Origin of the sequence: Actinoalloteichus caeruleus, assembly GCF_049311605.1 — a bacterium.
GTDB lineage: Bacteria > Actinomycetota > Actinomycetes > Mycobacteriales > Pseudonocardiaceae > Actinoalloteichus_B > Actinoalloteichus_B caeruleus.
This window is the reverse complement of sequence record NZ_CP186005.1, coordinates 2,574,822-2,596,896: the sequence shown is the minus strand read 5'-3', so window position 1 is coordinate 2,596,896 and position 22,075 is coordinate 2,574,822. Positions and strand designations below refer to the sequence as shown.

22 protein-coding genes and 1 CRISPR repeat array are annotated in these 22,075 nt (G+C 72.2%); of the genes, 10 read left to right on the top strand and 12 right to left on the bottom strand.

What is annotated here, in order from left to right; translation table 11 throughout:
* Positions 1 to 72: 72 nt before the first annotated feature.
* Together ACOJVX_RS11155 and ACOJVX_RS11150 are read right to left on the bottom strand one after the other, a co-directional pair.
* Complete coding sequence (locus ACOJVX_RS11155; protein ID WP_418153463.1) at positions 73 to 861, bottom strand: ABC transporter permease; 789 nt, start codon at positions 859 to 861, stop codon at positions 73 to 75.
* Positions 858 to 1,790 carry an ABC transporter ATP-binding protein gene (locus ACOJVX_RS11150; protein WP_026065685.1) on the bottom strand — a complete coding sequence of 311 codons (933 nt, stop codon included), beginning with the start codon at positions 1,788 to 1,790 and terminating at the stop codon, positions 858 to 860. Before ACOJVX_RS11150 ends, ACOJVX_RS11155 begins: the two co-directional genes overlap by 4 nt.
* Before the next feature lie 156 nt (positions 1,791 to 1,946).
* Here ACOJVX_RS11150 and ACOJVX_RS11145 point away from each other — a divergent pair, with 156 nt between their 5' ends.
* The 3 genes from ACOJVX_RS11145 (at position 1,947) to ACOJVX_RS11135 (ending at position 4,745) form a co-directional block, all read left to right on the top strand.
* Entirely contained in the window at positions 1,947 to 3,068 is a 1,122-nt protein-coding gene (locus ACOJVX_RS11145) for a sensor histidine kinase (RefSeq protein ID WP_422647505.1), read from the top strand.
* Complete coding sequence (locus ACOJVX_RS11140; RefSeq protein ID WP_026420181.1) at positions 3,065 to 3,712, top strand: response regulator; 648 nt, start codon at positions 3,065 to 3,067, stop codon at positions 3,710 to 3,712. The genes ACOJVX_RS11145 and ACOJVX_RS11140 overlap by 4 nt, the downstream gene beginning before the upstream one ends.
* Before the next feature lie 196 nt (positions 3,713 to 3,908).
* Positions 3,909 to 4,745 (top strand): aldo/keto reductase, encoded by an 837-nt coding sequence (locus tag ACOJVX_RS11135; protein ID WP_418153466.1) that lies wholly within the window; start codon positions 3,909 to 3,911, stop codon positions 4,743 to 4,745.
* 5 nt (positions 4,746 to 4,750) lie between these two features.
* Here the strand turns inward: ACOJVX_RS11135 and ACOJVX_RS11130 are convergent, their stop codons facing one another.
* Both ACOJVX_RS11130 and ACOJVX_RS11125 read right to left on the bottom strand, forming a co-directional pair.
* Positions 4,751 to 5,098 (bottom strand): hypothetical protein, encoded by a 348-nt coding sequence (locus ACOJVX_RS11130; protein ID WP_337662033.1) that lies wholly within the window; start codon positions 5,096 to 5,098, stop codon positions 4,751 to 4,753.
* Positions 5,099 to 5,245: 147 nt separating this feature from the next.
* Positions 5,246 to 6,295 (bottom strand): 5-methyltetrahydropteroyltriglutamate--homocysteine methyltransferase, encoded by a 1,050-nt coding sequence (locus ACOJVX_RS11125; RefSeq protein WP_418153467.1) that lies wholly within the window; start codon positions 6,293 to 6,295, stop codon positions 5,246 to 5,248.
* A 318-nt stretch (positions 6,296 to 6,613) separates the two neighbouring features.
* Here ACOJVX_RS11125 and ACOJVX_RS11120 point away from each other — a divergent pair, with 318 nt between their 5' ends.
* The 3 genes from ACOJVX_RS11120 to ACOJVX_RS11110 are packed head-to-tail and all read left to right on the top strand — an operon-like array spanning position 6,614 to position 9,614.
* The gene (locus ACOJVX_RS11120; protein WP_245588927.1) at positions 6,614 to 7,624 is read left to right on the top strand and encodes an acyl-CoA dehydrogenase family protein; all 1,011 of its coding nucleotides are present in this window, start codon (positions 6,614 to 6,616) and stop codon (positions 7,622 to 7,624) included.
* Positions 7,621 to 8,907 carry a PIG-L family deacetylase gene (locus tag ACOJVX_RS11115; RefSeq protein WP_422647504.1) on the top strand — a complete coding sequence of 429 codons (1,287 nt, stop codon included), beginning with the start codon at positions 7,621 to 7,623 and terminating at the stop codon, positions 8,905 to 8,907. The genes ACOJVX_RS11120 and ACOJVX_RS11115 overlap by 4 nt, the downstream gene beginning before the upstream one ends.
* Positions 8,904 to 9,614 carry a glycosyltransferase gene (locus tag ACOJVX_RS11110; protein ID WP_418153470.1) on the top strand — a complete coding sequence of 237 codons (711 nt, stop codon included), beginning with the start codon at positions 8,904 to 8,906 and terminating at the stop codon, positions 9,612 to 9,614. The genes ACOJVX_RS11115 and ACOJVX_RS11110 overlap by 4 nt, the downstream gene beginning before the upstream one ends.
* Positions 9,615 to 9,726: 112 nt before the next feature.
* On the opposite strand, the gene ACOJVX_RS11105 is transcribed toward ACOJVX_RS11110, so the two are convergent.
* The 5 genes from ACOJVX_RS11105 to ACOJVX_RS11085 all read right to left on the bottom strand — a co-directional run bounded on the left by ACOJVX_RS11105 (position 9,727) and on the right by ACOJVX_RS11085 (position 15,272).
* Entirely contained in the window at positions 9,727 to 10,746 is a 1,020-nt protein-coding gene (locus tag ACOJVX_RS11105) for an ABC transporter substrate-binding protein (RefSeq protein ID WP_026420176.1), read from the bottom strand.
* Entirely contained in the window at positions 10,743 to 11,534 is a 792-nt protein-coding gene (locus ACOJVX_RS11100; protein WP_026420175.1) for an ABC transporter ATP-binding protein, read from the bottom strand. Before ACOJVX_RS11100 ends, ACOJVX_RS11105 begins: the two co-directional genes overlap by 4 nt.
* A 3-nt stretch (positions 11,535 to 11,537) precedes the next feature.
* On the bottom strand, positions 11,538 to 12,671 hold the full coding sequence (locus ACOJVX_RS11095) for a FecCD family ABC transporter permease (protein ID WP_422647503.1): 1,134 nt from the start codon (positions 12,669 to 12,671) through the stop codon (positions 11,538 to 11,540).
* Between the two features lie 497 nt (positions 12,672 to 13,168).
* Complete coding sequence (locus tag ACOJVX_RS11090) at positions 13,169 to 14,422, bottom strand: MFS transporter (protein WP_030107120.1); 1,254 nt, start codon at positions 14,420 to 14,422, stop codon at positions 13,169 to 13,171.
* 424 nt (positions 14,423 to 14,846) lie between these two features.
* The gene (locus ACOJVX_RS11085) at positions 14,847 to 15,272 is read right to left on the bottom strand and encodes a MarR family transcriptional regulator (protein WP_026420172.1); all 426 of its coding nucleotides are present in this window, start codon (positions 15,270 to 15,272) and stop codon (positions 14,847 to 14,849) included.
* Positions 15,273 to 15,397: 125 nt separating this feature from the next.
* Between ACOJVX_RS11085 and ACOJVX_RS11080 the strand changes: the two genes are divergently transcribed.
* From ACOJVX_RS11080 to ACOJVX_RS11070, 3 genes are all read left to right on the top strand, one after another.
* Positions 15,398 to 17,131 carry an ABC transporter ATP-binding protein gene (locus ACOJVX_RS11080; protein WP_422647502.1) on the top strand — a complete coding sequence of 578 codons (1,734 nt, stop codon included), beginning with the start codon at positions 15,398 to 15,400 and terminating at the stop codon, positions 17,129 to 17,131.
* On the top strand, positions 17,128 to 18,972 hold the full coding sequence (locus ACOJVX_RS11075) for an ABC transporter ATP-binding protein (RefSeq protein WP_030225953.1): 1,845 nt from the start codon (positions 17,128 to 17,130) through the stop codon (positions 18,970 to 18,972). Before ACOJVX_RS11080 ends, ACOJVX_RS11075 begins: the two co-directional genes overlap by 4 nt.
* Positions 18,973 to 19,131: 159 nt before the next feature.
* The gene (locus ACOJVX_RS11070) at positions 19,132 to 19,419 is read left to right on the top strand and encodes a hypothetical protein (protein ID WP_418153474.1); all 288 of its coding nucleotides are present in this window, start codon (positions 19,132 to 19,134) and stop codon (positions 19,417 to 19,419) included.
* Between the two features lie 259 nt (positions 19,420 to 19,678).
* Here the strand turns inward: ACOJVX_RS11070 and ACOJVX_RS11065 are convergent, their stop codons facing one another.
* Positions 19,679 to 19,903, bottom strand: a complete 225-nt coding sequence (locus ACOJVX_RS11065; RefSeq protein ID WP_156038766.1) for a hypothetical protein — start codon at positions 19,901 to 19,903, stop codon at positions 19,679 to 19,681.
* A 304-nt stretch (positions 19,904 to 20,207) separates the two neighbouring features.
* A CRISPR array of direct repeats spans positions 20,208 to 20,541; the repeat unit is 28 nt; unit sequence GGAACAGCCCCGCGTGCGCGGGGAGGAC.
* A gap of 270 nt (positions 20,542 to 20,811) precedes the next feature.
* Here ACOJVX_RS11065 and ACOJVX_RS11060 point away from each other — a divergent pair.
* Complete coding sequence (locus ACOJVX_RS11060; RefSeq protein WP_418153475.1) at positions 20,812 to 21,219, top strand: pyridoxamine 5'-phosphate oxidase family protein; 408 nt, start codon at positions 20,812 to 20,814, stop codon at positions 21,217 to 21,219.
* A 109-nt stretch (positions 21,220 to 21,328) separates the two neighbouring features.
* Here ACOJVX_RS11060 and ACOJVX_RS11055 read toward each other — a convergent pair whose 3' ends face one another.
* Positions 21,329 to 21,565 carry a VOC family protein gene (locus ACOJVX_RS11055; protein ID WP_418153477.1) on the bottom strand — a complete coding sequence of 79 codons (237 nt, stop codon included), beginning with the start codon at positions 21,563 to 21,565 and terminating at the stop codon, positions 21,329 to 21,331.
* Positions 21,486 to 21,737 carry a hypothetical protein gene (locus ACOJVX_RS11050; protein ID WP_422647577.1) on the bottom strand — a complete coding sequence of 84 codons (252 nt, stop codon included), beginning with the start codon at positions 21,735 to 21,737 and terminating at the stop codon, positions 21,486 to 21,488. The genes ACOJVX_RS11055 and ACOJVX_RS11050 overlap by 80 nt, the downstream gene beginning before the upstream one ends.
* Positions 21,738 to 22,075 lie beyond the last annotated feature (338 nt).

The window sequence follows — 22,075 nt, the reverse complement described above, 5'->3', positions numbered from 1 at the left end:
CCTCCTCCCCCAGCCCCCGCTCGGGTGGCGGGCGGCTCCCTCAGCTGGGGCGGAGCGGGCGGGGTTCGGTGGTCACTGCCAGCGGAAGAACTTCGCGGCGACGAGGGAACCGATCAGCGTGGCACCGAGCAGGCTGAGGATGTGGGTCGTGTCCACCGACTGCCCCGCCCAGGCGGCGCCGAGGGCCTCGGCCGCCGCGCCGAAGGGGAGGAACTCGCCGATCGTGGCCATCAGGTCGGGCAGCGCCTCCCGGGAGCCGAACATGCCGCCGGTGGCTCCCATCGCGAAGAAGAGCACGAGCCCGATGGCGACGGAGGAGTTGGCCGTGGGGGCCAGGGCGGCGACGAGCATGCCGACCGCGTACATCGCGAACATGGTCAGGGCGAAGACGCCGAGCGCGACCAGCGGGGAACGGGGCAGGTTGCCGCCGAAGGCCGCGAGGGCGAGCGTGAGTGCCAGGGCGATGCCGATGACGCTCTGGATGACGCTGACCACGGCCTGGGCGACCAGGATCATCATCGGCTTCATCGGCGTCACGGCCAGCCGCCGCAGCACCCCGGACCGGCGGTAGTACGACAGGAAGCTGGGCATGTTCACCACGCCGACGGTCGCGACGACCATCGTGATGACCAGCGGGAGGACGAACACCTCCATGACCGTCAGGCCGTCCGTTCCCGGCAGGACCTGGTTGTCCATGCTGATGCCGTGCATCACCAGGAGCAGCATGGGCAGTCCGATGGGGATGAGCAGGCCCGCGGTGTCCCGCATGACCATCTTCGACTCGGCCAGGACGAGTGCCATCCAGGCGCCGAACCCGGGCGGGCGCGCCGTGATCTCGGGCTGTGTCGTCGGGGTGGTCACCGGGAGTCCTCCGTGGTGGCGTCGTCGTTGAGGGCACGCCCCGTGAGGGCGAGGAAGGCGTCGTCGAGGTTCGGCCGTTCGAGACGCGTCTCGGTGGCGATGATGTTGCCGTGCACGAGGGCGCGGCTGACCGACTGCAACAGGTCGCCGTCACCTCGCACGGTGACCTGACCGCCCTCGACGCGGACCGAGGTGACCTCGGGAAGCCTGTCGAGGACCGCCTGGTCGAAGGGGCCGTTGACCTGGAACCGGACCCGCTGGCCGAGTCCGGCGCCGGAGACCAGGCCGGCCGGGGTGTCGAGGGCGATGATCCGACCGGCGTCGATGATGGCGATCCGGTCGCACAGCCGCTCGATCTCCTCCATGAGGTGGCTGACGAGCAGGACGGTCACCCCGTCGGACCGCAGGTCCTCCACCAGCGCCCAGATGTCCCGGCGGGCCTGCGGGTCGAGACCGGTCGTGAGCTCGTCGAGCAGGGCCACCCTCGGGTTGCCGACGAGGGCCAGGGCGACGGAGAGCCGCTGTTGTTGCCCCCCGGAGAGGTTCTCGAACCGGTGGTCGCGCCGCGACGTCAACCCGACGCGGTCGATGAGCTCGTCGGGGTCGGCGCCGTCGCCGTAGAAGGAGCGGTACAGCCGCACCAGTTCCCGCACGGTGAGCGCGTTGTGGAGGTCGCTGGACTGGAGCTGCACGCCCAGGACCTGGCGGACCCGGTCGCGGTCGCGGTGCGGGTCGAGCCCGAGGACGCGCACCGTTCCCGAGGTCGGCCGGAGCAGACCGGCCACGCACTCGACGGTCGTGCTCTTGCCGGCTCCGTTGCGCCCGAGGATGCCGAAGATCTCCCCCTGCCGCACGGACAGGCTGACGTCGTGCACCGCGACGGTGGATCCGTATCGTTTGTGCAGTTCGTTGACCTCTATCGCTTGCAAGAACGCTTCTCCTGTCGGCTGGTGGATTCCCTCGTCCGGGGGATACCGCTGACGCTATTGCGCGGGCGGGTTCCCCCGCGCGTGCCAGAGGTCATGACGACCACCCATGACTTGTGGCAGGGGCGGCGGCCTGGGCCGGGTTCCTACGATGGCCGGGTGAGACGGCTGGACCCCGACACCTGGTCGGCGATCTTCGGACTCGTGGTGTGCCTGACCGCGGGGCTTCCCGTGCTGCTGACGCAGCTCAACGGGCAGGAGGTGACGGTCGGTCCCCTCTGGCTGTGGTGGCTCGTCTTCCTCGGCTTCGTGACCTCGCTGGTCGCCTCCGCCATGCAGTCCGAGGAGGCGTCGCGGGGTTCCCGGTGGTCCCTCGCCGGTGCCGTGGTGCTCGGCTGCGCCCTCGTGCTGTTGGCGCCGGGCGCCGGGTGGACGCAGATCGTGCTGGTGTACGTGGCCGCCATCAGCTGCTACATCGTGCCCTGGCGCGTGACGCTCGCGATCATCGTGCTCAACACGCTGGTGGTGCTCGTCGCCGCGTCCCAGGCCAGCCAGGAGATGCACAACGTCCTGTTCACGGCGATGCTCTACGCGTTCCTCCAGGTGGGGACCGCGCTGAGCGCCACCGCGCACCAACGGGACATCGAGTCGCGGGAACGCCTGGCGGTCGCCCACACCGAGCTGCGGGCGGCCAGCGCGATCCTCGCGGAGACGACCCGGGGCGACGAGCGCCTCCGGATCTCCCGGGAGCTGCACGACCTGATCGGCCACCAGCTGACGGTGCTCACCCTCGAACTGGAGGTCGCCGCGCACAAGAGCACCCCACCGGCCCTGGAGCACGTCGTCCGTGCCAGGAAGGTGGCGGGAGAACTGCTCGGCGACGTGCGCGCGACCGTCGGCGAGCTGCGCCGCCGCGCCCCGGACCTGCGGGACACCCTGGACCGGATCGTGCGGGACCTGCCCCAGCCGCTGGTGACGGTCCGGGTGGACGAGGACGTCCGGCTGGACGAGACGCGGGCGGCCGCGGTGGTGCGCTGCGCGCAGGAGATCATCACCAACACCATCCGCCACGCCGACGCGAAGGAGCTGTGGATCACGGTGAGCAGCGGGGAGAACGGCGAGGTGCGCCTGGTCGCGCAGGACGACGGGCGGGGGTCGGGGGACCTGGTGCTGGGCAACGGGCTGAGAGGGATGGTGGAGCGGGTGGAGGAACTCGGCGGACGGGCGCGGTTCCGGTCCGACAACGGTTTCCGGGTCGAGGCGGAGGTGCCGGCCGCGTGATCCGCGTGTGCGTGGTGGATGACCAGACCCTGGTCCGACAGGGCATCCGAGGTCTGTTGTCGCTGGCCGAGGACATCGAGGTGGTCGCGGAGGCCGACGACGGGATGGCAGCCCTGACCGTCATCGAGGAGACGACACCCGACGTGGTGCTGTTGGACCTGCGGATGCCCCGGCAGGACGGCATCTGGACCTTGGAGGCGCTGCGGGAGTCGGGGATCAGCGTGCCGGTGCTGGTCCTGACCACCTTCGACGACGACGAGCTGGTGTTGCGGGCGCTGCGGGCGGGTGCCCGGGGGTACCTGCTCAAGGACGTGACCCTGGAGCAACTGGTGGGCGCGGTGCGCACCCTGGCCTCGGGGGGAACCCTGGTGCAGCCGGCGATCACCGACCGCCTGCTGCGGGCGGTCCGGTCCCGCGAGGTGCCGTTCGACTCGGAGGTGACGCGGGTCGAGGACCTCACCGAGCGCGAGCTGGAGGTGCTGCGGCTGCTGGCCTCCGGATACGCGAACCGGGAGATCGCCGAGGCGCTGTTCCTGGCCGAGGGGACCGTGAAGAACCACGTCTCGTCGGTGCTGCTGAAACTGGGCACCCGGGACCGGACCCGCGCGGTGTTGCGGGCGCTGCACCTGGGTCTGCTGCGCTGAGGGTGGGCGGGTCGGCTCCGCTCCGCCCCGCGTATCCGGCCGGCCGGCGGGTAGCCGGGAGGAGGCCTACCCGCGCTGGAGGTGTCCGCGTACGCGCGCGGGGCGCGGCGGTGGGCACTTGATCGGGCATGTCACCTGCCCAGCCGCTGGCACCGGCCGAGGTGTCGGCGGGACGGCGCGGAGGATCGGAGGCCGGATGGCACGGGAGCCGCACTCGCCGGACGGGCGGGAGACCGCGCCGTTGGGCCAGGGCACGTGGGGCATGGGCCATCGGGACGCGGAACGCGCGGCCGAGGTCGCCGCGTTGCGACACGGTCTGGACCTGGGGTTGACCCTGATCGACACGGCCGAGATGTACGCCGACGGCGGCGCGGAGTCCGTGGTCGGGGAGGCGGTGGCGGGCCGCCGGGACGAGGTGTTCCTGGTCGACAAGGTGCTCCCCCACCACGCCGACCGCCGGGGAACGGTCCAGGCGTGCGAGCGGAGCCTGCGTCGGCTGGGCACCGACCACATCGATCTCTACCTGCTGCACTGGCGGGGGGCGACTCCCCTGGCGGAGACCGTGGACGCGTTCCTCCGCCTGCGGGACCGGGGTCTCATCGGGGCGTTCGGGGTCAGCAACCTCGATGTCTCCGACCTGGAGGAGTTGTGGCTCGTCGACGGCGGGCCGGAGTGCGCGGTGAACCAGGTCCTGTACAACCTGACGCGGCGGGGGATCGAGCTTGACCTCCTCCCCTGGTGTCGCGAACGGGGCCTCCCGGTGATGGCCTACTCCCCCATCGAGCAGGGCCGGCTGTTGGAGGACCCGGTGCTCACCGGGGTCGCCGGGCGGCACGGTGTCCTGCCGGCACAGGTGGCCCTGGCCTGGGTGCTGCGGGGCGGCGAGCTGCTGGCGGTGGCGAAGGCAGCCGCCTTGGAGCACGTGTCGGCGAACCGGGGTGCCCTGGACATCCGGTTGACCCGGCAGGACCTCGCCGAGCTCGACGCCAGGTTCCCGGCTCCCGACCGGCCGGTGCCGTTGGAGGTCCTCTGACGGGGTCACGATCCGCTCGCCGCGCGTTCCTCGCGCGGGCGGGTCGGAGCGCGCCCGTTCTGGGCCGTTCCCGCGTCGGCGGAGCGGGATTCGACCCGCTGGTCCGACAGGGAGGGTGGCAGGGCGGAGGCGCGGCCGGCGGTGCTGCCGCCCTGGCCGCTCGCCCAGTTCGGGGGCATCCCGGCGGGCGGAGCGGGGGTGGACCGTCCGCGAGCCGAAACGCCGAACCACCGGCCGAGCGACTCGACCAGCCGGTACCCCACCGCGTCCTCGGCCTGGTTCGTGAGCCGGTTGGGGCCGGCTCCCCACCCCGGCAGCGGCGCGATCTCGTCGCGTTCACCGGGACCTGGCACGAGTCACAGCTGGCGTGAGTCGTCGGAAGGCGGGCGCTGGCTCGCGGTCGACGTCGGGGTCGTGGGGGCACGCGGACTTGCGGTGGGAAGGTCCTCGTCTCCGTGCCGTTCCGGGGGCGGAGCCGAGCGGCCCCGCCCCCGGTGTCCTCACAGGCCGAGTTGTTCGGCGGCGAGGGCGGTGCCCTCGATCCGGGCGCGGATCTTCGCGAAGGCGGTGTCCCGGGAGGTGGAGGTGTCGTCGGCGAAGGGGGCGAAGCCGCTGTCGTCGCAGGTGCCGAGCCGGTCGACCGGCAGGTACCTGGCGGCGGTGAGGACCCGGTCGCGGACCTGCTCCGGCGTCTCGACGGCCGGGTCGAGCGGGTCGATCACGCCGACGAGGACGCGGGCTCCTGGCGGCAGGTGGTCGGCGACGACACCCAGCACCCGGTCCGGGTCGGGCTCGCTGGCCAGCTGGAGGTAGAAGGTGCCCGCCCGCGACCGGAGGAACTTGGGCAGCAGCTCGGCGTAGTCGACGTCGAGGCTGTGGGTGGAGCCCTGGTCCGCTCCGGGGGAGGTGTGCAGCCCGACGCGGGCCCGCTCGTCCTCGGAGAGGCGCTCCAACACCTGGTCGTTGACCGCGATGAGGCCGTCCAACAGGCCACCGGAGGGGTCCAGCTTGAGAGACAGCCGTGCTTCGGTGAAGTCCAGTTGGACGACGTGCGCGCCGGCCTCCAGGCAGGCCCGGATGTCGGCCTCCGCCTCGTTCACCAGGTCCTCCAGGAACGCTTCCCGGGGGTAGCCGTCGATCCCGCCGGCGGGGTACAGCAGGCTCAGCGCGGACGGCGCGATGACGGCCTGTTTGACCGGCGAATTCGTGTGCTTCCGGGCGGCGCGCAGGTAGTCGGCCGCGTGGTTGGCGTAGCGGAACGGCCCGGCGGTCAGCTGGGGCAGCTGCCGGGTGTGGCCGTCCGCGAACGGGATCACCACTCCCTCCGGCGACAGGTCCGGCAGCCCGGCGACCGGGTAGGTGGCGAAGCTGGGCTTGGCCTGTTCGCCGTCGGTGACGACCGGGGAGCCGATTTCCTCCAGCCGGGCGATGGTGTCGCGGACGGCGGCGTCCTGGGCGGCTGCCAGCGCGCCGGCGTCGCTCGCGCTCATCGCGGCGAGCAGTTCCGGGGTCCGGGGGATGCTCCCGATCGGTTCGGTGGGGATGGTCATCCGGAACGTCCTTCCAGGCTGTGTGCGAGCCAAGCCCGCCGAGTGGCACCGGAAGAACTACCAGACAGCGCGGCCTTCACCCGGCTCCGCCAAGATCAACCACCTGATGGGGTGAAGTGCCGGCACCCGCGGTGGAACGGTCATGTTCCGGGCCAGTGGCCCCCCGGCTGGCCGACGCCGGTGACCAACCGGGGGGCCACTGGCGGACCTCGTCATCCCTCTCCGGGCGGCCTGCCGACCCTGCCCCACGTCGGGTGGCGTGTCACACGACGGGGAGGGTGACGGGTAGTTCACCAGGCGACCGGGTATGCCGCTCCCATGCACCAGGAGAACCCGCCACCGAGGAGCCTTGTCGCCGAATTACCACCGAAGGGTCTCGCCGAGCCCCGCACCGTCATGACGGTGGCCGAGGAGCTGCGGTCCCTGGTCACCGCCGGGACGCTTGACCTGCCCCTCCCCGGGGAGGGGGACACCGCCGCCCGGTGGTCGGCCCTGTGCGAGCTGGGCAGGCGTGACCTGGTGTTGGCCCGTCTCGCCGAGGGCCACACCGACGCCACCGCCATCCTCGCGGAGGCCGGTGCGGTGCCCGAGCCGAACGCCCTCTACGGCGTGTGGGCCTCCCGCTCGGGCGGCACGGGCGCGGAGCTGGTCGACGGCCGTGCCTCCGGGCTGGTCCGCTTCTGCTCGGGGAGCAGCGCGCTCGACCGCGCCCTGGTCGTCGCCGACGAGCGGCTCGTCGAGGTGGACCTCGGGCACGAGGGGGTCCACGCCCACCCCGAGACGTGGCGGGCGGTGGGGATGGACGTCTCCGACAGCGGGGACGTGGTCCTCGACGGCGTCCCCGTCGAGCGGACCGTCGGCGGCCGGGGTTGGTACGTGCGTCGGCGTGGCTTCGCGCTGGGTGGGGCCGGCGTCGCGGCGGTGTGGCTGGGCGGCGCGGTGGGGGTGGTGGATCGCGTGGTCGAGTTCCTCCGGGATCGTGGTCACGTCGACGACCACCAGGCCGCCCACCTGGGCGCGCTGCGCACCGCCATCGCGGCCACCGACGCGTTGCTGGTCCGCACGGCCGGGGAGCTCGACGACGGCCGGGCCGGGGGCTCCGGGGACGCGGGGACCGCGCTCGTGGTGGATCTCGCCAGGGCGGCGGCCGAGTCGACGGCCAGGGACGTACTCGATCGCGCCCCCCGGGTCGTGGGCCCGGTGGGGCTGACCCGGGACCGCGACCTGCCGAGGCGGCTGGCCGATCTCCAGGTCTACGTCCGGCAGCACCACGGCGAACGGGACCTCGCCTCCCTCGGACGGCACGTCGTCGACGGGGGTGCCCGATGACCGGCGACCACACGGTGGAGGCGTGCTGGCGTCCCGCGCTGGCCGGTGTTCCCCGACGCCGGCTTCCCGCGCCCAGGAGGGCCACGGTGGTGGCCGCGCACCCGGACGACGAGACGCTGGGCGCGGGCGGCGTCGTCCGCCACCTGCACCGGCAGGGCACCGAGGTGGTGCTGGTCGTGGCCACGGACGGCGAGGCCGCGTTCCCCGACTCCCCAGCCGACGAACGGGCGGAGCTGGCCGGGATCCGCCGCCGGGAGCTGCGGGCCGCCCTGGACCGGATGGGCCTGGACGGGGTCGACCCGGTGTGGTTGGGGCTGCCGGACAGCGGGCTCGCCGAGCACGAGGACGCCCTGGTCTCGGTGTTGCGGGAGCTGATGGCCGACAGCGACCTCTGCCTGTTCCCCTGGCACGACGACCCGCACCCGGACCACCGGGCCGCGGGGCGGGCGGCGGCGGCCGCCGCGCCGGTGGGGGCCCACCGGTGGTCCTACCCGATCTGGTTGTGGCACTGGCGCGCACCCGAGGACCGGTCGATCCCGTGGGACCGGGCGCTGCTCCACCCGTTGTCCTCGGATGACCGCGCCGCCAGGGGCGCCGCCATCGCCGAGTTCACGTCCCAGCTCAAACCAGGGCCGCGCGGCGAGGACCCGATCCTGGACGAGGACATGCTCAGCCACCTCGACCGCGACGGTGAGGTGCTCTTCCGCGAACCCCGGGGCGACACGGCTCCCCAGGGCCGTTTCGTCGAGCTGTACGAGCGGCGGGCGGACCCGTGGGACGGGAACTGCTGGTACGAACGACGGCGCCGGGCGGTGCTCCTCTCGGCGTTGCCGCGCGAGCGTTACGGGCACGCGGTGGAACCCGCCTGCGGACCCGGCCACCTGACCCGCGCCCTGGCGGGGCGGTGCGACCGGGTGGACGCCTTCGACGCCGTTCCGGCGGCCGTCCGCGCCGCCCGCCGCGCCACCTCCGACCTGCCGGGGGTGCGGGTCCGGGACGGCAGGCTGCCGGCGGGCCTGCCCGCCGGCCCGGTGGACCTGGTGGTGCTCAGCGAGATCCTCTACTACCTCGACGACCAGGACCTGACGGCCACCCTGGACGGGGCCGTCACCGTCCTGCGCCCCGGCGGGCACCTCCTCGCCGCGCACTGGTTGCCGTGGGCGCCCGAGGCCCCGAGGAGCGGGTGGGACGCCCACCGGCGCCTGGTGTCCCGCCCCGAACTCCGGTGCCTGGTGGCGCACGAGGACGAGGAGTTCGTGACGCACGTGCTGGAGCGGCGGTGATCGGCGCGGTCGGGGTCGTCGTTCCGGCCAGGGACGAGGCGAAGCTCGTCGGGGCGTGCCTGCGGTCGGTGCTGCGGTCGGTGCGAGCGCTCCCGCCGGGTGTGGAGTCGGCGGTGTGCGTGGTGGCCGACCGGTGCGCCGACCCCACCGAGGTGGTGGCTCGCCACGCCCTGGCCGGCCACCGCCGGGTGGTCGTGCTCGGCAACGACGCGGAGCTGACGATCGGGGAGGTTCGCGACCTGGGGGTGGACAGCGTGCGGACCCTGTTGTCGGCGCACCCGGCCGAGCGCACGCTCCTGCTGCACACGGACGCCGACACCGTCGTCACCCCGAGGTGGGCCTCGGAACACCTGGCCCGGTGCGCGGAGGGCGCGCACGCGGTGGCTGGCGCGGCCCGGCTGTCCAGTCCCCCGACCTCGCGGCTGGCGCGCATCCGCTACCGGGACGTGCTGGAGCGGGCCCGTCGACCGGAGGGCCACGGCAACGTGTACGGCGCGAACCTCGGGGTGCGGGCGGACGCCTTCGAGGCGGTCGGTGGGTTCGGCGCGGTGGCGCACGGCGAGGACCACGGCCTCTGGCGACGGCTGGACGCCGGGGGTTTCCGCGTCCGCTACGACTCGGCCGCGACCGTGATCACCAGTGGTCGGGTGGTCGGGCGGGCGCCGTCGGGGCTGGCCGCGTTGCTGGCCTCACTCGCCGTCGAGTGAGGCCAGCGCGGGACCGGGCGCGGTGCTCGGGACAGGCGGGTGCCACCCGCTGATCCCCCGGGTCCGCGGGTGGTCAACGGGCTGACGGGCGGAGCGGTGGCGAGGTGGCGGGTCAGAGGTCGAGGTCGCGCAGGTAGTCGGCGAACTTCTCCAGGCCGTCGACGTTGCGGGGGCCGCTGATGCCCTCGTTGTAGTCGAGGACGAAGAACCGGTCGTTGACCACGGCGGGCAGGTCGGTGGTGGCGGGGAAGGACCGCAGGAAGTCGATCTTCTCCTCGGCGGGCTGGTCGCCGTAGTCGAGGATGATCACGACCTCCGGTTCGGCCTCCACCACGGACTCCCACCCGACGGTGCTCCAGCGGGCGTCGACGTCCTCGAAGATGTTGCGCCCGCCGGCGATGCGGATGATGTCGTTCGGCGGCACCTGGTTCCCGGCGGTCATGGGTTCGGCGGTCCCCGAGTCGTAGAGGAAGACCGGCACCCCCTCGCCCTCGGGCACGTTCTCCTCCACCGCCTCGACCCGGCTCCGCAACTCGGCGACGACCTCGTCGGCGCGGTCCCGCACCCCGAAGATCGCGCCCAGCCGCTCCAGGTCGGTGAAGAGCCCGTCGAACGGGCTGACCCGCTCCGGGTGGCCCGGGTAGTTGTAGCAGCTCTCGGTGTGCATGAAGCTCTGGATGCCCAACCCGTCGAGGATCTCCGGGGTGATGCCGCGCTCGTCGCTGAACCCCGAGTTCCAGCCGGCCACCACCAGGTCGGCACGGGCGTCGGCGACGAGTTCCCGGTTGAGCAGGTCGTCGCTGAGGAACTCGACGGCCGCGTAGTCCTCGGCGAAGGGGGACTCCTCGACGGGCGGGTTGGCCGGCGGCATGACGTAGCCGTGGACGTGGTCGGTCAGGCCGAGGACGAACAGCTTGTCGGCGCTGCCGGCCTCGTAGGCGACGGCGCGTTCCGGTAACCGGTACTCGACCTGTTCGCCGCACCGGGGGACCGTGACGGTGCCGCCGCCGGTCGCGGTCTCCTCCACGGTGGCGCCGCAGGCGGCGGTGAGCACGGAGGCGGCGGTGATACCGAGGGCGGCCGTCCTGGTGCGGAGGCGACGGGTGCTGGTTCGGCGGGCGGGGGCGGTCACGGGGTGGTCCTTCCGGAGTCGTGGGTGGTGAGCGCGTACAGCAGCTGGGGGTCCCCCGTCACCGGGTGGGTGACGACGGTGGCCTCGACGCCGAAGACGTCGCGGACCAGCTCGGCGGTCAGGACCTCCGTCGGCGGACCGGCGGCCACCAGGCGGCCGTCCCGCAGGACACCGAGCCGGTCGCAGCTGGCCGAGGCGAGGTTGAGGTCGTGCAGCACGACGAGCACGGTGAGCCCGCTGCCGCGCAGCAGGGAGAGCAGCTGGATCTGGTGCCGCACGTCGAGGTGGTTGGTGGGTTCGTCGAGCACGAGGACGCTCGGCTCCTGCACGAGCGCCCTGGCGACGAGCACCCGTTGGCGTTCCCCTCCGGAGAGGGTGAGCACGCCTCGGTCTGCGAGGCGAGCGACGTCCATCCGCTCCATCGCCCACTCGCACAGGTCCCGTTCCCGGCGGCTGAGCGCCTGGTTGCCCGCGTTGTGGGGGGTGCGGCCGAGCGCGACGAGTTCGCGGACGGTGAAGTCCAGGTCGACGGTGTTCTCCTGGGTGAGCGCCGCCAGCCGGCGGGCGCTGTCGCGCAGCGGGAGCGCGTGGAGGTCGTCGCCGCCGATCCGCACCGTGCCGGTGTGGGGTCGCAGTGCCCGGTACACGCAGCGCAACGCCGTCGACTTGCCGGAGCCGTTGGGCCCGACCAGCCCGACGACGCCCCCGCCGGGGACGTCCAGGCTCAGTTCGCGGAGCAGGGTGGTGCCGTTGGCGGTGACGGAGAGGCGGTCGAGGGTGAGTTCCACGGGTCAACGTCCTCCGAACAGGTAGCCGCGGCGCCGCATCAGGGTGAGCAGCACCGGGACGCCGACCAGGGCGGTGATGACGCCCAACGGCAGCTCGCGGGGGGCCACCAGGGTCCTGGCGAGCAGGTCCGCCCACACCATGAGGACGGCGCCGACGAGGGGGGCGATGACGAGGACCCTGCCGTGGCTGGCGCCGACGACGATCCGCGTCAGGTGGGGGATCACCAGTCCGACGAAGCCGATGGCCCCGCTGACGGCGACCATCGCGCCGGTGACCACCGAGGTGAGGACGAACAGGCCGACGCGGAGCCGGTGGGTGTCGATGCCGAGGCTCACGGCGGTCTCGTCCCCGAGCGAGAGCACGTCGAGGCGTCGGGCGTTCCTGACGAGGACGACGACCGCGACCAGGACGGCGACCGCGACCAGGGGGAGGGTGCTCCAGGTCGCGGCCCCGAAGCTGCCCATCGTCCAGTAGAGCACCATGCTGGTCGCCTCCCCGCTGGGCGCGAGGTAGATGAGCAGGCTCATCACGGCCTGGAACCCGAAGGACAGGGCCACCCCGGTCAGCACCAGGCGCAGCGGGGTCACCCCGGCGCGCGAGCGGGCGGCCAGGTAGACGAGGGCGGAGGCGCCGAGGGCGCCGAGGAACGCGCCGGCGGAGACCGCGTGGACACCGAGCACGGCCAGGCCGCCGAACACCGAGACGCTGACGGCGCCGACGGAGGCCCCGGAGGAGACGCCGAGGATGAAGGGGTCGGCGAGGGCGTTGCGGACCATCGCCTGGATGGCGACGCCGACGAGGCTCAGGCCGGCTCCGACGACCACGGCGAGCAGCACCCGGGGGGTGCGGACCTGCCAGACGATCTGCTGGACGGTGACCTCGCTGGCGGGGATGGTGCCGCCGGTGAGGGCTGCCCAGAGGTGCCGGGCGGTGTCAGCGGGCGAGATGACGCTCGGGCCCAGGCCGATGGCCAGCACCACGGAGCCGGCGAGGAGCACGAGGAGTCCGACGACGCCGACGGCCAGCCCGGTCCAGCTCGGGGCGGGACGTGGTGGCGGGTGCTGGCCCTCCGTCCGCTCCGGGGCGTCGTCGTGGGCCGGGAGACGGTCCTTCGGCGTGTTGGTCGTGGAGGTCACCCGCGCTCCAATAGATTTGATTTCCGTTTTCATTAAGCTAGCACGGGTGATCCCGGCTCCACAGTGACCGGCGCCACTCCGCTGCCTCGACCTCGGGATCGTCGTCGGGCTGGAGCGGCGGTCGCGTCGTTGGGGATGCGCCGTCGTCACGCCGGACCTCGCCCCGGTCCGCACTCGACGCCCAGGGCCCGAGCCCCACGGCGGGCCGTCCGGCCGTTGCACCGCGAACGACGTGGGGGACCGGCGTTCCCGCTGGCATCACCGCGCACCCCATCCCCCGCGCCGGCGACCGACCGGGCGATGGCGCGGATCGTCCTCGATGGACGGGGGGCCGAGCGAGGAGAACGCGGGCCGGCCCCGCCGGGAGGAGCGGCCGCCGACCCGACGGGCGGAACACGGGAGCCCGTCCGGGTCCGCGTGGGATCCGCCGGAGTCGAACGACACACCCTTCCCCCGCCGGGGGCCACCACCCCAGTCGGCGGGCTCAGCGGTCGGACTCAGCGGTCGACGGAACGGCGCGAGTAGCCGCGCGCTCCCGGAGCGCAGGCCGCCAGGGCCGGCGCGAGGAAGCACACCACCGCGCACACCGCCAGGGTCGTCGACACCCCGCCCGCCGCCACGGCCGGGGTGATCAGCGCCAGGCCGACCGGGGCCAGACCGTAGGAGAACAGGAAGTCCACGGAGGAGACCCGGGCCAGCAGTCGGGGTTCGACCTCGCGCTGGATGGCGGTGAACCACAGGACGTTGAACAGCTCGATGCCCACCCCCGCGAGGACGTAGGCGAGGACCACCGCCGCCGGCGGCGCCTCCAGCATCATCGCCAGCGGCGCGAAGCCGTAGAGACCCAGCCCGAACAGGGAGGCCCACCCCGGCGACCGGGGCCGCCACCTGGCGACGACGACCGCGAATCCCAGGGCTCCCAGCGTGTAGCCGGTGGTGGCGGCGACCAGCACGAACTCGCCGTCGTAGTGGTCGCGGCTGACCAGGGGCAGGATCACGCCGGTCGCGGAGTAACCCGTGGCGATCACCGCCGAGAGCGCGGCGAGCCCGGCCAGGAACCACGGGTGCCGCCGCGCCTCCCGCAGGCCGTCGAGGAACTCACCCACGACGGAGGCGGACCTCCCCGCCTCCGCTCGGGCCGGGGGCGCGGAGGCGCCGGCGGGCGGCAGCAGCGCGGCCCCCAACCACATCAGCGCGGTGCCCAGGATGAGGGCCGACGTGTCCAGGAGGACCGCCAGCATCGCGGTCAGCCCCGGGGCGGCGAGGGTGGTGCCGCGCACAGCCAGGCTCATCGCCGCGTTCGCCCGCTGCCGGCGTTCCTCGACGACGACCTCGGCCGTCAGCGCCTGGTAGGCGGGCCGGCAGGCGCCCTGGCCGCAACCGACGACGGCGGCCGCGATCGCGGTGACCGTGGTCGACCACCCGAGGCCCACCACGACCAGGGGCGTGGCGGCGGTCGCGGCCAACCCGGACCAGAGCACGGTGGCGCGACGGGAATGCCGGTCGGCGAGCACACCGCCCACGGGGACGGCGGCGAGGAATCCGACCGTTCGGGCGGCCAGGACCACGCCAAGCTGCCCGACGCCGAGCGTGCCGTCCACGACGGCGAACCCCAGGAGGAACGGCAGGGCCCAGGTGGCAAGGCCGGACAGTGTCGCGCCACACCAGAGCCGGAGGAAGGCGGGGTCCCGGCGGAGCGGGCGGCCCTGGTCGGGCGGCGGCGTGGGGTGTTCGGCCACGGGGGCGACCATCGGTCTGCTCCTCGACTGTTGCGCGGTCGACGTGCGGCGCGGTCGGACCGAGGGCCCTGGACTCGTACCGGGTCGCCTCCCGGCGACGTTCCGGCGCTCGCGGGGACCACCAGCATACTGAAAACGATTATCGCTATCTGGGGCGGGCTTCCGCCCCGCGCCAACACCACCGATGACGTCACCCGACGGGGGACCCCGGAGCGGCACCCGGGGCAGGGCCTCACCCTCCCTCCGCGGTGGCCACCGGCCGGCAACCAACCGGCGCACCGACGGTGGCGAGCGGTCAGGACGAGGAGGAGAGCGCCGAGATTCGGAAAACGGGGTGCGCGCCCCTCGAACGGGAGCGAGGATCCCGGGGTGGATCCTCCTCGCGGCCCACCGGCCGGGCACTCCGGATGGACGAACGCCGCACCGCTCCCCCAGCTCAGGAACGGACGCACAACCGCCGCGCGAGCCCGTCCAACATCGCCAGCACCTCGGCCCGCGCCTCCACGTCGTCACCGCCGAGAGCGCGGTCGATGACGTGGTCGATCGGTGCCACCGGACGGCTCCGGCCCCACTCGCGGATGTTGGCCGAGGGCGCGACGAGCGTCCGCCTCCGGTCGGCCGGGTCCACGGTGGTCTCCAGCACCCCTTCGGCCCGGAACCGCGCCACCGCGCCCGAGACCTGGCTCTGGAGGAACCCGGTGCGCTCGGTGATGTCACCGATGGAACTGCCCGGGTGCTCGATCACGTCGAGCAGGATGGTGCGGGCACTGGCCGGCAGTCCGTGGAAGCCGCCCTCGGGAATGGCGTCCTCACCCAGTTTCATCAGCCTGCGCCCGAGTAGGTAGAGCACGAACCCGTCCACGCGCTCACGCTACAACAGCCAACACTCATCACCGACGATGCATCACTTGTGATGTAACCTGTGCTGACCTTCCGACCGCCACCCACCACACGCGCGACCCGTCGCGCCCGACACGTGGAGACCGCGTGCTCATCGCGCTGCTCAGAGTCCACTTACGGCCCTACACCGGCCGACTCGGTCTACTCGTGCTGCTCCAGCTCGTCCAGACCGTCGCCACCCTCTACCTGCCCACGCTGAACGCCGACATCATCGACAACGGCGTCATCCCCGGTGACCAGGGCCGCATCCTCACCGTCGGCGCCGTCATGATCGGCGCCACCATGCTCCAGGTCGCCTGCGCGGCCGGAGCCGTCTACCTCGGCGCCCACACCGCGATGTCCGTGGGCCGCGACATCCGCGCCGCCGTGTTCCACCGGACGCAGTCCTTCTCCAACCGCGAACTCGGCGAGTTCGGCGCCCCCTCGTTGATCACCCGCACCACCAACGACGTCCAACAGGTCCAGATGCTGGTCCTGATGACCTGCACGCTGATGGTCACCGCCCCCATCATGTGCGTCGGCGGCATCGTGCTGGCCCTCAACCAGGACGTCCCGCTCTCCGGCCTGCTGGTGGCACTCGTACCGGCGCTCGGCCTGGTCGTCGTCGCCCTGGCCTCCCGGCTGCGCCCCCTCTTCCGCACGATGCAGGAGCGGATCGACGGCGTGAACCGGGTCCTGCGGGAACAGATCAACGGCCTCCAGGTCATCCGCGCCTTCGGCCGCGACGACCACGAACGGGACCGCTTCCGGACCGCCAACACCGCGCTCACCGACACCGCGCTGCGCATCGGCCGGCTGATCGCCGTGATGTTCCCGCTGGTGATGCTCGTCGTCAACCTCGCCACCGTCGCCGTGACCTGGTTCGGCGCCGGCCGGATCGACAGCGGCGCCATGCAGGTCGGCGCGCTGGTGGCGTTCCTCAGCTACCTCATGCAGATCCTGATGGCGGTCATGATGGCGACCTTCATGTTCATGATGGTGCCGCGCGCCGAGGTCTGCGCCGACCGCATCCAGGAGGTGCTGACCACCGAGGGCACCGTACGACCGCCCGAGGACCCGGTGCGGGAGCTCCCGGGAACCGGCGGCCTGGAACTGCGGGACGTCGAGTTCCGCTATCCCGGGGCCGAGGACCCGGTGCTCCGCGAAATCAGCTTCCTCGCCAGCCCCGGGCAGACGACGGCCGTGATCGGCAGCACCGGGAGCGGCAAGAGCACCCTGCTGAGCCTCGTCCCACGCCTGGCCGACGTCAGCGGCGGCGCGGTGCTCGTCGACGACACCGACGTCCGCGACCTGGACCCGGCGCTGCTGGCCCGCACCGTCTCCGTGGTCCCCCAACGCCCCTACCTGTTCTCCGGGACCATCGCCAGCAACCTCCGGTACGGCAACCCGGACGCCACCGACGAGGAACTGTGGCGGGCGCTGGAGATCGCGCAGGCCGCCGACTTCGTGCGCTCCCGGCCCGAAGGGCTGGAGGCACCGGTCTCCCAGGGCGGGACGAACGTCTCCGGAGGACAACGACAACGCCTGGCCATCGCCAGGGCCGTGGTCCAACGCCCCGCCGTGTACCTGTTCGACGACTCCTTCTCCGCCCTCGACTACGCCACCGACGCCAGGGTCCGGGCCGCGCTCGCCCAGGAGACCAGCGACCGGACCGTCGTCATCGTCGCCCAGCGGGTCAGCACCATCCGCGACGCCGACAAGATCCTCGTGCTGGAGGCCGGCCGCGTCGTCGGCTCGGGAACGCACACGGAACTGATGGCGGACAACGACGTCTACCGGGAGATCGTCCTCTCCCAGCTGACCGAGGAGGAGGCCGCGTGAGCGCCCGAACCACCAGCGAGGACCGGCCCGCACCCCAGAGCGCCGGCCGGCCCCCCAACGAGAAGTCCAGCGACTTCCTCGGCTCCGGGCGGCGGGTGCTCGGACTGCTGACCCGTGAGCGCACCGCGATGGTCGTGGTCCTCGTGCTGGCCCTGGCCAGCGTGGCGCTCAGCGTCGCGGGACCCCGCATCCTCGGCTACGCCACCGACCTCGTGGTCGACGGCGCCTTCGGACCCGACGCCACCGGAATCGACTTCGGCGCCCTCGGCACCGTCCTGCTGTGGGTGCTGGCCGTGTACGTGGCGTCGGCGGGCTTCGGGATCGTCCAGGGCCGGCTCACCAACGGCGCCGTCCAGCGCACCGCCGGCCGGCTGCGCCGCGACGCCCAGGCCAAACTCGCGCGACTGCCGCTGCGGCACTTCAACGGCCAGTCCCGGGGCGAGGTCCTCAGCCGGGTCACCAACGACATCGACAACGTCGCCCAGTCCCTCCAGCAGGTGCTCTCCCAGGTCATCGTCTCCCTGCTGACCCTGGTGGCGGTGCTGGCGATGATGTTCTCCATCTCCTGGCTGCTCGCGCTGATCGCCCTCCTCAGCATCCCGGCGGCGGTGCTGGTGACCGCCCTCATCGGCAAGCGGGCCCAGCCCGAGTTCGCCGAACAGTGGAAGAGCACCGGTGACCTCAACGGCCACGTCGAGGAGATGTACACCGGGCACGCGCTGGTGCGGGCCTTCGGCCGCCAGCGGGAGGCCGCCGAGGTCTTCGGCGAGCGCAACGAACGACTCTTCCGGTCGAGCTTCCGCGCCCAGTTCATCTCCGGCCTCATCCAGCCGAGCATGATGTTCGTGTCGAACCTGAACTACGTGCTGGTGGCGGTCGTCGGCGGCCTGCGGGTCACCTCAGGCCAGCTCACCATCGGCGACGTGCAGGCCTTCGTGCAGTACTCCCGCCAGTTCACCCAGCCGCTCACCCAGGTCGCGAGCATGGCCAACCTGGTGCAGTCCGGGGTGGCCTCCGCGGAACGGGTCTTCGACTTCCTCGACGCCGAGGAGGAGGAACCGGACCCCGCCGAGCCACACCGGCTGCCGACCGTGCGGGGCCGCGTCGAGTTCGAGCACGTCTCCTTCCGCTACGACCCGGAGAAGCCGCTGATCGAGGACCTGTCGCTCGTCGCCGAACCCGGGCAGACGGTGGCGATCGTCGGCCCAACCGGGGCCGGCAAGAGCACCCTGGTGAACCTGCTGATGCGCTTCTACGAGGTCACCGGCGGCCGGATCACCCTCGACGGGGTCGACACCGCCACGATGACGCGGGCCGACGTGCGGGCCACCACCGGGATGGTCCTCCAGGACACCTGGCTGTTCGGCGGCACGATCGCCGAGAACATCGCCTACGGCGCGAAGGACGCCACCCGGGAACAGGTCATCGCGGCGGCGAAGGCCGCCCACGTCGACCACTTCGCCCGCACCCTCCCCGAGGGCTACGACACCGTCATCGACGAGGAGGGCGGCGGGGTCAGCGCCGGCGAGAAGCAGCTGATCACCATCGCCAGGGCCTTCCTGGCCAACCCGTCGATCCTCGTCCTCGACGAGGCGACCAGCTCGGTGGACACCCGCACCGAGGTGCTCATCCAGCGGGCGATGGCCGAGCTGCGCAGCGGCCGGACCGCCTTCGTCATCGCCCACCGCCTCTCCACCATCCGGGACGCCGACCGGATCGTGGTGATGGAGGAGGGCGCCATCGTCGAACAGGGCACCCACGACGAACTCCTCGCGGCGGGCGGCGCCTACGCCCGCCTCTACGCCGCGCAGTTCGAGCAGCCCGTCGTCGAGACCGGCTGAACCGGAGGCCCCGGCGTTCCGGGCCTGGTGCGGCGCACCAGGCCCGGAACGGTTTCCGCCCTCTCGAAACCGCGTCGACATCTCGGGCGCATCGCTCTTTCCGGCGGCGTTCGCGCCATCTCCTTGACCCCCCACCGCCGGTTTCGGTGGGATCGTCCGGTGCGAACACAGGTTGTGTACAAGATCACCTACCCCAACGGCAAGATCTACGTGGGTTCCGACGTGACCGGCACGGTGACCTACTTCGGAAGCGTCAACGACGAACTCGTGGCCGCCGACCACACACCGGAGCAGTTGCGCGATTTCACCGTGCGCAAGCAGGTCCTGTGGGAGTCGCCGACGGCGGAACCTACCGAGGTCCGGGCGCGGGAACGCCAGTACATCGAAACGCTCCAGTCGAACAACCCCGACATCGGCTACAACCGCACCCCGAAGTTCCAGGGATGAGGGCGGACCAAAGGCCGCCGGGGCCCGCCCCGAACCGCTGACGACGGGGCGCCGGCGCCCCGTCGACCCGCTCCCGACCGGCACCGCACCGGGAAACCCGGGCTTCCCGGTGCCCGCCACACCAGGAACGAACGGGGATGTCGGAGTCGCCCCGCGATTCCGGCGGAACGCCGGCCTCCGACCCCGCACGGCTGGGTCGGCAGGGCCGGCAAGGTGGTGCCGTCACCACCACCAACCCGGTGGAAAGCGATCAGGACGTCTACTCCCGCACGCAGACCTGCGGGCCGAGCGATCGGAACCCCTCGTCACAGGGCGAGGAGTCGCCCCACACCGCCACGGTCAGCGGGATGATGAGCACCAGCAGGACGAGCGCCGGAACGCACCACAGCCACGTCCAACGGCGGAGGCAGGACCGCCGCTGGCAGTTGGGCGGCTCGAACAGGGTCATGCTGCCGCACGGGCAGATGACCCTCCTGCTCAACACCGGCACGAGGTGGGGGGAGCCTGGTCGGGAGAAATGCGGAGAGTTGCCACACCCGGACATGGGGGCTGGTGCCATGCGGCCATGCCAGGACTGTAGGAGTGCCAGCTCGAATCACGCTCACGCAGCACAGAGTTCACCCTTTGGGGCTAGCAGCAGTCGGTGAACGTGCCCACCCGAACGGCGGCTGGTCGACGACGGGGCCCGATGCGTGAACTCGGCAGCCCCCCGGAAGCAGCCAACATCACGAGCAGTCCCGCATGCGCGGGGAGACCGGCTGTCCGCACCGGCCGCCCCTGTGGACGAGGGAACCGCCCCGAGTGCGCGGGGAGGACGTCGAGGTGGTGGACCCGAACCAGCTTGGGCTCGGAACAGCCCCGCGTGCGCGGGGAGGACCCTGCGGGACCCGTTCGAGCGTGAGTCGGTGCGGGAACAGCCCCGCGTGCGCGGGGAGGACGGGTGATCCGTCCACCAGGTACCCCGAGAGGAACGGAACAGCCCCGCGTGCGCGGGGAGGACGACCGTGATGGTCTGACGGGCTCTGCACCCCTGCGAACAGCCCCGCGTGCGCGGGGAGGACATGGTGTCGTGAGTTTCCGTCATGACCGTGCCCGGAACAGCCCCGCGTGCGCGGGGAGGACACTTCCTGACCTGCGGCGTTAGGAGCGCCCACACCGATTCTCATTCACTTTGTTCCGTCACCATACGGGATGCTCCGGTTCCCGGAGCGCCGCCGAACCGTCTCGACGAACCGGACGCGCCTCGCAGGAGCACTCGTCATTGTCCGCATTACCCCCTCCTCTCCCCTGCCTCCAACCCCGGGCGGACCCGTCTGCCGAAGACGGAGCACTGACGCCCATCCACCACTATGACCTTGACCTCAAGCGATGTGGAACTCCTAGCGTTGTGGCATGACTACTGGTTCGCCACTGGAAGGCCTGTCGGAGAAGGCCGAGGACCGAGTTCTCTGGCTCGGCACCGTGACCCCCAGCAACCGGCCAGCACTCCGCCCCGTCTGGTTCGTCTACCTGGAGGAGAAACTCGTCGTCTTCAGTGAGCCGCACGCCGCCAAGGTGCGCCACCTGCTCGCGAATCCGGAGGTCGTGATGACCTTCCACTCGGACCCCAGCGCCGGGCACGTCCGTGTCGTCTCCGGCCGGGCCGAGGTGAGCCTCGACGGCCCGCCTCCGTCCTCGATCCCGGAATTCCTGGGCAAGTACGAACACCTCTACCCCGCCACTGGCTACACCCGTCACACCTTCGACGCAGCGCTCAGCGCCCGCATCACCATCACGCCCACCCACTCCTGGGGTTGGTAGGTCAAACCGTGCGACCGGCGGGGTCGCCCAGGCAGGAACCGATCGCTCGCTAGGCGGCGTTGCTCGCGGCTGGGAGCTGGTGGCTGTGGGCGACACCGCCGCGACGGCCTCAGACGACGTCGAACTCGTTGCCCTCGGGGTCCCGCATGGCGGCGGTGTAGAGCCCCATGTGCGGCTCATCCTTGATCCGCAGCAGGGTGGCACCAGCTGTGACCAGCCGTTCGACGGCAGCCTTGACCCGCTGCGCGCGGACTTCCAGTGGGACGTCACGGCCACCACTGACCTTCAGATCGAGATGCCACCGGTTCTTGCCAACCTTCGGTTCGGGAACCTGCTGGAACCACACCCTCGGTCCGCGTCCAGTTGGGTCGACGATCGACTCCGGGACATCCCCGGCGCCTGCCGGTAGCTCTGGACTCGGGCACCCCCGTCGCCGCCCAGTACGCGCGCCAGGTGGCGTGCCCGGCAGGAGGGGGCTCGGGGACGTAGCCCAGGGCCTCGGCCCAGAACGTCACCATTCTCGGCGGATCGGAGCAGTCGATCGTCAGCTGCACCGTCATCTCCATGCGCGGAGCATCCCAGACCAGGCTGACAGGACACCGACTTCGCTGAGAGGTCCCAGGGGCGGCCAGGTCCCGGCGAAGGACGTCCGCTGCGATCGCGGCGCGCCCACGTCGTGCGTCGGCCCGCGATGTCGCCGCACGATCACCGCGCCCACATCCCACTCACGGCCGAGGTCTGGACCACCGCTGGAGGAGGCCGGACCTCCCGGACGTTGACCACGGCTCGGACCGGCGTTCTCCGGAGCGTGCGGCCCTGGGTTCGGCCAGGGACCTTCGATCGGGGGCCATCCGCG